General features: G+C 58.4%; 10 protein-coding genes. 4 read left to right on the top strand and 6 right to left on the bottom strand.

Translation table 11 applies throughout. The features are described 5' to 3' along the window. Nucleotides 1-65: 65 nt before the first annotated feature. From gltX to folC, 6 genes are all read right to left on the bottom strand, one after another. On the bottom strand, nt 66-1,472 hold the full coding sequence (gene gltX, locus QEP12_RS13070; protein ID WP_284214528.1) for a glutamate--tRNA ligase: 1,407 nt from the start codon (nt 1,470-1,472) through the stop codon (nt 66-68). Further along, nucleotides 1,469-2,683 (bottom strand): O-succinylhomoserine sulfhydrylase, encoded by a 1,215-nt coding sequence (locus tag QEP12_RS13065; protein ID WP_284214527.1) that lies wholly within the window; start codon nt 2,681-2,683, stop codon nt 1,469-1,471. The genes gltX and QEP12_RS13065 overlap by 4 nt, the downstream gene beginning before the upstream one ends. Before the next feature lie 178 nt (nt 2,684-2,861). Next, complete coding sequence (purF, locus tag QEP12_RS13060; RefSeq protein WP_284214526.1) at nt 2,862-4,370, bottom strand: amidophosphoribosyltransferase; 1,509 nt, start codon at nt 4,368-4,370, stop codon at nt 2,862-2,864. Nucleotides 4,371-4,454: 84 nt separating this feature from the next. Next, the gene (locus QEP12_RS13055) at nt 4,455-4,946 is read right to left on the bottom strand and encodes a CvpA family protein (protein WP_284214525.1); all 492 of its coding nucleotides are present in this window, start codon (nt 4,944-4,946) and stop codon (nt 4,455-4,457) included. A 40-nt stretch (nt 4,947-4,986) separates the two neighbouring features. Further along, nucleotides 4,987-5,847: an SPOR domain-containing protein gene (locus QEP12_RS13050; protein WP_284214524.1), complete on the bottom strand. Its 861-nt coding sequence runs from the start codon at nt 5,845-5,847 to the stop codon at nt 4,987-4,989. A gap of 23 nt (nt 5,848-5,870) precedes the next feature. Then, nucleotides 5,871-7,196: a bifunctional tetrahydrofolate synthase/dihydrofolate synthase gene (gene folC, locus QEP12_RS13045; protein WP_284214523.1), complete on the bottom strand. Its 1,326-nt coding sequence runs from the start codon at nt 7,194-7,196 to the stop codon at nt 5,871-5,873. A 47-nt stretch (nt 7,197-7,243) separates the two neighbouring features. Between folC and QEP12_RS13040 the strand changes: the two genes are divergently transcribed. The 4 genes from QEP12_RS13040 (at nt 7,244) to argG (ending at nt 10,207) form a co-directional block, all read left to right on the top strand. Further along, nucleotides 7,244-7,609, top strand: a complete 366-nt coding sequence (locus QEP12_RS13040; protein ID WP_174863381.1) for an ArsC family reductase — start codon at nt 7,244-7,246, stop codon at nt 7,607-7,609. Between the two features lie 86 nt (nt 7,610-7,695). Continuing rightward, a complete protein-coding gene (locus tag QEP12_RS13035) occupies nt 7,696-8,193 on the top strand; it encodes a glycine zipper 2TM domain-containing protein (RefSeq protein ID WP_174863380.1) in 498 nt (165 codons plus the stop codon). Between the two features lie 270 nt (nt 8,194-8,463). Further along, entirely contained in the window at nt 8,464-8,781 is a 318-nt protein-coding gene (gene ppnP, locus QEP12_RS13030) for a pyrimidine/purine nucleoside phosphorylase (RefSeq protein WP_174863379.1), read from the top strand. Between the two features lie 94 nt (nt 8,782-8,875). Beyond that, entirely contained in the window at nt 8,876-10,207 is a 1,332-nt protein-coding gene (argG, locus tag QEP12_RS13025) for an argininosuccinate synthase (protein ID WP_174863378.1), read from the top strand. Nucleotides 10,208-10,455 lie beyond the last annotated feature (248 nt).

Genomic DNA, 10,455 nt, shown 5'->3' with positions numbered 1-10,455 from the left:
CTTGACAATGCAAGCAATTTATTTATTGATTGCATCGTGCAGAGCTTCGAATTATAGACAGGTTTTTAGCGGTTTTTCAAACGGGTGAGGATTTTTTCACGCCCCAGCAACTCCAGTACCGCATCCACCGATGGCGTGTGTGCAGTACCCAGTGTCAATACCCGCACAGGCATCGCCAAAACAGGCATTTTGATGCCTTGCGCTTTCAGCACTTCCTTAATGCTGGCTGCAATCGCCTCTTTGCTCCATTCCACAGTTTCCATGGCTGCGGCAAATGCGTCTAGCACGGGAATGGCTGCTTCGGTCACATGCTGGGCATAGTCTTGCGTATTGCGTTCCACGCTATCCACATAAAATAACTTCGCCCAATTCGCCAGATCCACCAAGGTTTCGCAGCGGTCTTTGAACAACGCACAGATACGCACCAAACGATCATCCGCATCCAGCAAATTTTCTGCTACGCCGGCCTTCACCACAAAAGGCCTGACCTTGGCAGCCAAGGCTACGTCGTCCATGGCCTTCAAATGCTGGGCATTCACCCAACGCAGTTTGGCTTCGTCGAATTGGCCTGCACTGCGACCCAAGTGATCCAGATTGAACCACTCCAAGAATTGTTGGCGCGAGAAAATTTCATCGTCTCCGTGACTCCAGCCCAGACGGGCCAGATAGTTCACCATGGCATCAGGCAGATAGCCTTCGTCACGGTACTGGGTCACGGCCTTGGCACCGTTGCGCTTGGACATCTTCTCACCATGCTCATTCAGAACCGTAGGCAAGTGCGCAAACACAGGTACCGCAGCACCCAGTGCTTCAAAGATGTGAATTTGGCGGGGCGTGTTGTTCACATGGTCATCACCGCGAATCACATGGGTGATATTCATGTCCATATCGTCCACGCACACGCAGAAGTTGTAGGTAGGCGTGCCGTCAGGACGGGCGATCACGAGGTCGTCGAGCTCCGAGTTCTGGAATTCGATACGGCCCTTGCACTTGTCTTCCCAAGCGACGATGCCGTCCTTGGGAGTTTTGAAACGCAGCACAGGCTTTACGCCTTCAGGAATCGCGGGCAGCACTTTGCCCTCTTCTGGGCGCCATGTGCCGTCGTAGCGGGGCTTTTCCTTGTTGGCCATTTGCTTTTCGCGCAGCGCGTCCAGCTCTTCCATGCTCATGTAGCAGGGGTACACATAGCCCTTGGCCTGCAACTGTGCCAGCACTTCTTTGTAGCGATCCATGCGCTGCATTTGGTAGAAGGGGCCTTCGTCGTGCGAAAGCTCCAACCACTGCATACCCTCCAAAATCACATCGACCGAGGCTTGTGTGGAGCGCTCCAGGTCCGTGTCTTCAATACGCAAGATGAAGTCACCCCCATTGGCGCGGGCAAATGCCCAGGGGTACAGGGCCGAGCGAATATTGCCCAAGTGGATAAAGCCAGTGGGCGAAGGTGCAAAACGGGTGCGAATTTTTTGTGTCATTGGTAAGTATCCAGTCCGCGGGAGAGGTCTGCCTTGAGGTCATCCAAGTGCTCCAGCCCCACAGAGATGCGAATTAATCCCTGACCCAAGCCTGCAGCTTGACGCTGCTCCTCGGTCAGGCGGCCATGCGATGTGCTGGCGGGATGGGTGATGGTGGTCTTCACATCGCCCAAGTTAGCCGTAATGCTACACACCTGCGTATGGTCGACCACATGGAAGGCGTTCTTGCGCAAGGCTTCAGGGCTGCCGCCATGCACATCAAACGACAGCACGGCGCCACCCAAGCCATTTTGCTGGCGCATGGCCAGCTCGTACTGCGGATGGCTGCGTAAACCCGGGTAGTACACGCGCGCCACTTGGGGGTGCGCTTCCAGCCACTGCGCCAACTCCAGCGCTGCAGCGCTTTGGGCCTTGACGCGCAGCGACAGCGTCTCCAACCCTTTCATCACCGTCCAAGCGTTGTAGGCCGCGGCATTCAGGCCGCCACTGCGCAAGAAGGTCCCCATCACCTTGTCAACCAGCGCGATAGAGCCACACACCGCCCCAATCATGGTGCGCCCCTGGCCATCCAAGAATTTGGTGCCCGCGTGCACCACGATGTCCGCCCCCAGCTTGGCGGGCTGCTGCAAGATGGGCGTGGCAAAGCTGTTGTCCACCGCAAGCAAAGCGCCGCTGGCATGCGCCAACTCTGCCAGCGCAGCGATGTCACACAGATCGGTCAGCGGATTGGTTGGGGTTTCGGCAAAAAACAAGCGGGTGTTGGGCTGCACCGCAGCCTTCCACGCGGCAATATCGGTTTGCGACACAAAGGTGGTTTCCACACCGAAGCGCGCCATTTCCGTGCCCAGCAGTTTGATGGTGGAGCCAAACATGGAGCGTGAGCAGATCACATGGTCACCCGCCTTCAGCGTGGTCAACGCCACCAGCAAGATGGCCGACATCCCTGTCGATGTCGCCACCGCGCACTCGGTGCCTTCCATGGCCGCCAAGCGCTTTTCAAAACTGCTGACCGTGGGGTTGGTGGTGCGGCTGTAGGTAAAACCTTCTTCTTGCCCGGCAAAACGACGGGCAGCGGTTTCGCAGTCGGGCTGGACAAAGCTGCTGGTCATGTACAGCGCTTCGCAGTGCTCACCCCACTGGCTGCGGGGCAGGGCTTCACGCACCGCCAAAGTTTCGGGATGCAGATCTTCTGGGAGTTGTTTCTCGGTCACGACGCTATTCCTCAATCTATCTAAAGGGCGCAGACAGCAGGTCTGCGCCATGAAAAAAGGAGCAGCTTGCGCATATCAAACAAGGCTTTCAAAGACAAATCACTTTGAAGTGCTTATTTGACCTGCGCGAGCAGCTCCTTTTATTGTGCCTCTGGGCTTATGACGCCCAGTTTAGAGCTTATTGCTCTTGTGCATTGGGCAAAGATAGACGCGAAGTATCTTCAGACTCTTCTTGCGCACCAGCGTTGCGACCTTCGTTCAATGCGTTCACTTCGGCTTCGGAGATATCGCCCGTCACGTACACACCGTCAAAGCACGAAGCTTCAAAACCCCGCACCGCAGGATTGATCTTGCCAACGGCCTGCTTCATGGCATCCACATCTTGGTAGATCAACGCATCGCAGCCGATGACCTGGCGGATTTCCTCTACCGTGCGGCCATGGGCCACCAGCTCCGACTTGGTCGGCATGTCGATGCCGTACACGTTCGGGTAGCGCACCGGTGGCGCGGCCGAAGCCAGGTACACCTTGTTGGCGCCTGCATCGCGCGCCATTTGCACAATTTCTTTGGAGGTGGTGCCACGCACGATGGAGTCATCCACCAGCAGCACGTTGCGGCCCTTGAACTCGCTGCCAATGGCGTTGAGCTTTTGGCGCACCGATTTTTTGCGCGCGCCCTGCCCAGGCATGATGAAAGTGCGACCCACGTAGCGGTTCTTGACGAAGCCTTCGCGGTAGGGAATGCCCAGCAACTGGGCCAGCTGCATGGCGCTGGGGCGGCTGGACTCCGGAATGGGAATGATGGCGTCGATTTCCGCAGGCGGCACGGTGGAGATCACGCGCTTGGCCAGTGTCTCACCCATGTTCAGACGGGCCTGGTAGACCGAGATGCCGTCGATGGTGGAGTCTGGGCGCGCCAAATACACGTACTCAAACACACAGGGGTACAACTGGCTGTTTTCAGCGCACTGCTCGGTGTGTACGGTGCCGTCATTGGCAATAAATACGGCTTCGCCAGGAGCGATATCGCGCTCAAACTGGTGCAACGTACCCTCCAGCGCTACCGATTCGCTGGCCAGCATATATGTGCCATCCGCCCCCTTGCCCATGCACAGCGGGCGAATACCGAACGGGTCGCGAAAAGCCAGCAAACCATAGCCCGCAATCAGCGCGATGACGGCGTACGAGCCCTTGATGCGCTTGTGCACCGCACGCACGGCTTTGAACACCTCATCGGGCGTCAGCGGAGCGCCGCTGGTGACGCGGCCAATTTCGTGCGCCAGCACATTGAGCAGCACTTCAGAGTCGCTCTCGGTGTTGGTGTGGCGGTGGTCGGTGCTAGCCAGCTCTTCGCGCAGTTGCTTGGCGTTGGTCAGATTGCCGTTGTGCACCATCACCACGCCAAAAGGCGCATTCACGTAGAAAGGCTGCGCCTCTTCTTCACTGGCAGCGTTGCCCGCCGTGGGATAACGCACCTGACCCAGACCCACATTGCCCGGCAAAGCACGCATATTGCGCGTGCGGAACACGTCCTTGACCATGCCCTTGGCCTTGTGCATGAAGAACTTGCGCTCTTGCTGGGTCACGATACCGGCTGCATCTTGGCCACGGTGCTGCAGCAGCAGCAAGGCGTCATAGATCAGTTGATTCACGGGGGTGGTTGACACCACGCCGACGATTCCACACATAGTTGCGTTCCATCTATCTGCGAGATTGCTCTCGCGGTCTTTGCTTGCAGGCCACGCCCACTTGGAGGCCCAGCCCTTACTCTTTTACGCCGAAGGCAACAGCCTCCCCCACTCCACCGACAGCGCGGGCAAAACGCTCGCCACCGCATCGGTGAGCCAAGGTGCCACCAGCGATTGCGTCCACCACGTTTGGGTGTGCAGCGGTGTGGAAACCACGACCACCGACAACACCAAAATCAATACAGCTGCGCGCAGCACGCCAAACACTGCACCTAAGGTGCGGTCTACGGGGCGCAAACCGGCCACTTCAATCAGTTTCTTGGCCAATGCACTCAGCAGCCCCCATGCAAACACAGCCACCACAAAGGTCAACACAAAGCCAATGCCGTATTGCACGGCGGCATCAAACCCACTGAGCGGCAGCAGGCCGGCCACATCCTGGGCGAACAAGCGCGCCACAAAAAAGCCTGCGACCCAGCCGACGAGGGAAAACAGCTCAAAAATCAAACCGCGCCACGCACCCAAGAGCATGGACACCACCAAGATGCCCAGCAACAAGCCATCCAAAACAACCATGCGCTTTCCGTAATCTTTCAGCTGTGCGTGAGCGGTTGCATTACAAAGTCAGCACCGAGGCTGGCAGTCCCAACCCCTTGATCCGTGCTACGGCCTTGTCTGCGGCATCACGTTGATCAAAGGGGCCCACGCGCACCCGGGTGCGTTTGCCATCTTTGGTGTCCACCACTTGGGTATAGGTTTTCAGCCCCGACATTTCCAGCTTGGCGCGCACTTCGGACGCTTTGGAAGCATCGGCAAAAGCCCCCACTTGCACAATAAAGCGGCCTTGCTTGTTTGCCTCAGCCTTCGCGGGTGCACTGGCAGCAGCAGGCGCAGGCACCGGGGCACGTCCTTCCAGCAAGGCGCGGGCACGCTCGGCATCACTCACCGCAGGTTTGGGTGCTGGCTTTACCTCTGGCTTGGGCTCAGGTTTAGGCTCTGGCTTGGGCTTCGATTCAGGTTTAGGTTCTGGCTTTGCCTCAGGCTTGGCCGCAGGCTCTGGCACCAGACGAGGTGGCTCTGGCGGCTTGGGCACCGCCAAAGGTGTTGGCTCATTCACCACCAATTCTTCGCCATCACCCAGCGCACCATCTGTAGCGCGCGCCGCAGCTGAAGGCGCAGATTGCGCAAGCTTGGGCTCTGTCCGTGCCTGGTCTGCCGGCACCATCATGGGAGCGACCTGATTGCGATCCGGAATTTCAATCGGCACATCGACCGGGATGGGGCGCGGCTGGGTGTCAAACAAGATAGGAAACCCAATCACCCCCAGCGCCACCAAAACGGCGGCACCAATGAGGCGATGGCGCGCACGGCGGCGCATGTCATCTACGCTTTCAGACTGGGCCAAACGAGAACGCCGCACGGGCGTTTGCTCGCTTTCCTCTTTGTGACCAGGCCAACGGAATTTGAAAAGTGCCATGAAGATGCGTCGCGTAGCGGACCTTATTCGCCCAAATGTTTGGCATGCAGGCGAGGTGGCCCATCTTTCAAAACCTCACCGACCGTATAAAACGAGCCAAAGACTACGATTCTATCAGCCGGGTCTGCAGCCTGTACGGCGGCATCCAATGCGGCTTGCGGATTCTCGTACAAGCTAGTGGGCACTTCACGGCGCGTGCCCCCCGCAACCATCTGCACAGCATTCCACTTTTGCTGCAACTTCGAGGCCGATTCCGCACGCTCCGTGGGCAAATCCGTGAAATACCAACGATCGATCAGCGGCCCCACCTTGAGCAGCATAGGCGCCAGATCTTTATCCGCCATCGCACCAAACACCGCATGCGTCGTCGGGTAGTAACCCATTGCATCCAAGTTGGCGGTCAGCGCAGCCACAGAGTGCGGGTTGTGCGCCACATCCAGCACCAAAGTGGGTTGCCCGGGAATGATCTGAAAGCGCCCAGGCAACTCGACCATGGCCAAGCCCGTGCGCACTGCTTGCGCTGTCACAGGCAACACGGGGCGCAGCGCTTCATACGCAGCCAGCACGCCCGAGGCGTTCATCAACTGGTTTGCACCACGCAGCGCAGGGTACGACAGGCCTGCATAGCGGCGGTCACGCCCAGCCCAACCCCATTGCTGCTTGTCACCGTTGTAATTGAAGTCTTTGCCAAACATCCGCAAATCAGCGCCAATCGCCTCAGCATGGTCAATGACGCTTTGCGGGGGCACCGGGTCGCTCACAATGACTGGCCGCCCCGCGCGCATGATGCCCGCCTTTTCACGGCCAATGGTTTCACGGTCGTTGCCCAAAATCGCCGCATGGTCGATATCGATACTGGTGATGATGGCGCAATCGGCGTCCACCACATTCGTCGCATCCAGGCGGCCACCCAGCCCCACTTCCAAGATCACTACATCCAGCTTGGCCACACTCAGCATGCGCATGATGGCCAACGTGGTGAACTCAAAATACGTCAGCAATACCTCTTCACCCTGGAAGCGCGCGGCTTCGACTGCGGCGAAGTGCGGCAAAAATTCTTCGGCTTTCGCAATCTCACCATGAAGTCGGCAACGCTCTTCAAAGTGCACCAAGTGTGGCGAGGTGTAGACCCCGGGCTTGTAGCCCGACTGCAGGGCTACGGCTTCCAGCATGGCGCAGGTAGAGCCCTTGCCATTGGTGCCTGCCACCGTAATCACAGGGCAGTCAAATTTCAACTGCATACGCTGCGCAACTTCGCGCACGCGCTCAAGCCCCATGGCAATGTTTTGTGGATGAATTTGCTCGCAGTGCGCAAGCCATTCAGAAAGAGAGGAGAAATTGCTGTGCATACAGTGCATGATTGTCGCGCACCCACGCATGCATCACCATCAACACCATGAGTACCAACAAGATTATTCGTGTTTACGGCATCCCCAACTGTGACACTGTGAAAAAAGCACGTGCCTGGCTCACAGCGCAAGGGCTCGATTACGAGTTCCATGACTTCAAGAAGCAAGGCGTGCCTGCAGACAAACTACCGAGCTGGATGCAAGCAGTCGGCTGGGAAAAGCTCACCAACCGCCAGGGAACCACTTGGCGCAAACTGGACCCTACCCTTCAGTCCAGCGTGGTGGATGCCGCCAGTGCGACCCGGGTATTGCAAGAACACCCCAGCGCCATTAAGCGCCCCGTCGTGGAATGGGCTGATGGTGACATCACCGTGGGCTTCAATGCCGAAAATTGGCTGGCATCACGCGTTTGAATACCACATATCGACATGCTTGAACCACGTTGTACCCTCTCGCTCGGCCAATCAAGCATCGACATCACACCCTAGGAGCAGCCCCCGTGACCACCACACCACCCGCCCGTCTTGGTTTGTCTTTGGCCATGGCATGCCTCGGCCTGGGACTCGCGCCGTTTGCCGCATTCGCACAGCCAACGTACGGCAAGGTTTTGGAGGCCACTCCGATTTATGAGCAGGCGGCCGTTCCGCATGAGGAGTGTGTTGAATACTCCAGCCACACGCGCTGCAAAACGCGTACGGTCTATGAAGATGAACTGGTGGGTTACGACGTGCTGTACGAATACCAAGGCCAGCAGTACTCGCAACGCATGGCGCACAACCCCGGCAAGCGCATTCCCATCCACTCCACCCAACCCAGCGGCACCTACCGCAACACCGACAGAGCCAGCGCCAACAGCGCCACACCGGGAACGAAATCCTATGGCTCTACCCCCCCGGGAGCAGCTCCTATCGAGAGCATCGAGTACCGCGCCAATGACAACGATTTGCCCATTATTGACATGCGCATCGGCACACACCCGCCGCACCGCCCTCGCTAGCTGCACTAATATTTGTTGTTCGCCTCCAATTTATGTGGCGTTACTGGAGCCATCCCCTCCACCAAGGTACGCCGCGCATATTTCACTGGCCCTCGCGGCATCTACCAACCCGCACCCCGCTTCCTGCGGTCGCTGAACTCCTCTCCACTCGTCTACCACCAAGCCCCTGCCGCAAGGGCTTGGCCTTATGCGTTTTGCGAACCCCCAAGGGCCACGCAGGTAGCCTAAAATGCCCAGCTTCGATCCAAACTCAGCGATTACGCGCAATCCATGACTACCGAGCATTTCACCGGCGTTACCCTGACCACCAAGGCCAATGTTTACTTTGACGGCAAGTGCATCAGCCACAGCTTCACCCTGGCCGATGGCACCAAGAAGTCCGTGGGCGTGGTATTGCCCGCTACGCTGACGTTTGGCACCGCAGCGGCAGAGATCATGGAATGCGTGGGTGGCGCTTGCGAGTACAAGCTCGACGGCAGCGATGAATGGAAGACCTCCGCAGCAGGCGAGAGCTTCCACATTCCCGCGAACTCCAAGTTCGACATCCGCGTGACCGAGGCTTACCACTACATCTGCCACTACGCCTGAGCCCCGGGCGTGCGGCCTGCCTGAATTTCAAGCCTTTTTAGCCCCTAGCCCTTATTCACCAAACGCTGGCAGCTATTCATTTAGAGAGAATCTCATGGAAACCATTCTGCAATCCGTACCCGTCGGCCAAAAGGTCGGCATCGCCTTCTCCGGCGGCCTGGACACCTCTGCCGCCCTGCGCTGGATGAAGAACAAGGGCGCGCTGCCCTACGCCTACACGGCCAACCTGGGCCAGCCCGACGAAGCCGACTACGACGAAATTCCCCGCAAGGCGATGGAATACGGCGCAGAAAAGGCACGCCTGATTGACTGCCGCCCCCAGCTGGCCAACGAAGGCATTGCCGCCATCCAGTCGGGCGCCTTCCATATCTCCACCGGTGGCATCACCTACTTCAACACCACCCCCTTGGGCCGCGCTGTGACCGGTACCATGCTGGTGGCCGCCATGAAGGAAGACGATGTCAACATCTGGGGCGATGGCTCGACCTTCAAGGGCAACGACATCGAGCGCTTTTACCGCTACGGCCTGCTGACCAACCCCGCGCTGAAGATCTACAAGCCCTGGCTGGACAACACCTTCATCGACGAGCTGGGCGGCCGCGCCGAAATGTCGGCCTTCATGACCAAGGAAGGTTTTGGCTACAAGATGTCGGCCGAAAAAGCCTACTCCACCGACTCCAACATGCTGGGCGCCACCCACGAAGCCAAGGATCTGGAATTTCTGAATTCCGGCATCCGTATCGTGAACCCCATCATGGGCGTGGCTTTCTGGAAGCCTGAGGTGGAAGTCAAGGCTGAAGAAGTGTCCATCACCTTCGACGAAGGCCGCCCCGTGGCCATCAACGGCAAAGAAATCGCCGACCCCGTGGAGATGTTCTTGGAACTGAACCGCATCGGCGGCCGCCACGGCCTGGGCATGAGCGACCAGATCGAGAACCGCATCATTGAAGCCAAGAGCCGTGGCATCTACGAAGCCCCCGGCATGGCCCTGCTGCACATTGCCTACGAACGCCTGGTGACCGGCATCCACAACGAAGACACCATCGAGCAGTATCGCATCAACGGCCTGAAGCTCGGCCGCCTGTTGTACCAGGGCCGCTGGTTCGACCCCCAGGCCATCATGCTGCGCGAAGCCTCGCAGCGCTGGGTGGCGCGCGCCGTGACCGGCACCGTGACGCTGGAGCTGCGCCGCGGCAACGACTACTCCATCCTGAACACCGAGTCGCCCAACCTGACCTACGCGCCCGAGCGTCTGTCGATGGAAAAGGTGGAAGATGCGCCGTTCAGCCCCACAGACCGCATTGGCCAGCTGACCATGCGCAACCTGGATCTGATCGACACCCGCGAAAAGCTGGCCATCTACTCCAAGGCTGGCCTGTTGAGCGTGAGCAGCGCCAACGCCCTGCCCCAGCTGGACAACAAGTAAAAAAGTCAAGCCACAGAGGCCACGCCTCTGGCTTGCCTCCAACCGCTGCCTTTGCAGCGGTTTTTTTTATGCCCTTTTCATCTTGGCGCCAGCCAGACCATGGAACACAACCTGCCTGGCGTTTAAGCAGCCCCAACCATACCAACTCGTATGAAGACAACTGCCCCAGCTTAAGGGGAGAAATACCCTCCGGCCTTTGCAAACCTCCCTCACCCACGAGCACAGCACTGGGCCTGCGGTTTTCCTGA

It is taken from the genome of Comamonas jiangduensis, assembly GCF_030162955.1.
In the GTDB taxonomy this organism is placed as follows: domain Bacteria; phylum Pseudomonadota; class Gammaproteobacteria; order Burkholderiales; family Burkholderiaceae_C; genus Comamonas; species Comamonas jiangduensis.
The sequence above is the reverse complement of the archived record's forward strand: the minus strand, read 5'-3'. Positions and strand labels throughout refer to the sequence as shown.

Coding starts and splice junctions, on each gene's coding strand:
- gltX (WP_284214528.1), bottom strand. CDS start 1,472: ATGACACAAAAAATTCGCACCCGTTTTGCACCTTCGCCCACTGGCTTT.
- purF (WP_284214526.1), bottom strand. CDS start 4,370: ATGTGTGGAATCGTCGGCGTGGTGTCAACCACCCCCGTGAATCAACTG.
- QEP12_RS13055 (WP_284214525.1), bottom strand. CDS start 4,946: ATGGTTGTTTTGGATGGCTTGTTGCTGGGCATCTTGGTGGTGTCCATG.
- QEP12_RS13050 (WP_284214524.1), bottom strand. CDS start 5,847: ATGGCACTTTTCAAATTCCGTTGGCCTGGTCACAAAGAGGAAAGCGAG.
- folC (WP_284214523.1), bottom strand. CDS start 7,196: ATGCACAGCAATTTCTCCTCTCTTTCTGAATGGCTTGCGCACTGCGAG.
- QEP12_RS13040 (WP_174863381.1), top strand. CDS start 7,244: ATGAGTACCAACAAGATTATTCGTGTTTACGGCATCCCCAACTGTGAC.
- ppnP (WP_174863379.1), top strand. CDS start 8,464: ATGACTACCGAGCATTTCACCGGCGTTACCCTGACCACCAAGGCCAAT.
- argG (WP_174863378.1), top strand. CDS start 8,876: ATGGAAACCATTCTGCAATCCGTACCCGTCGGCCAAAAGGTCGGCATC.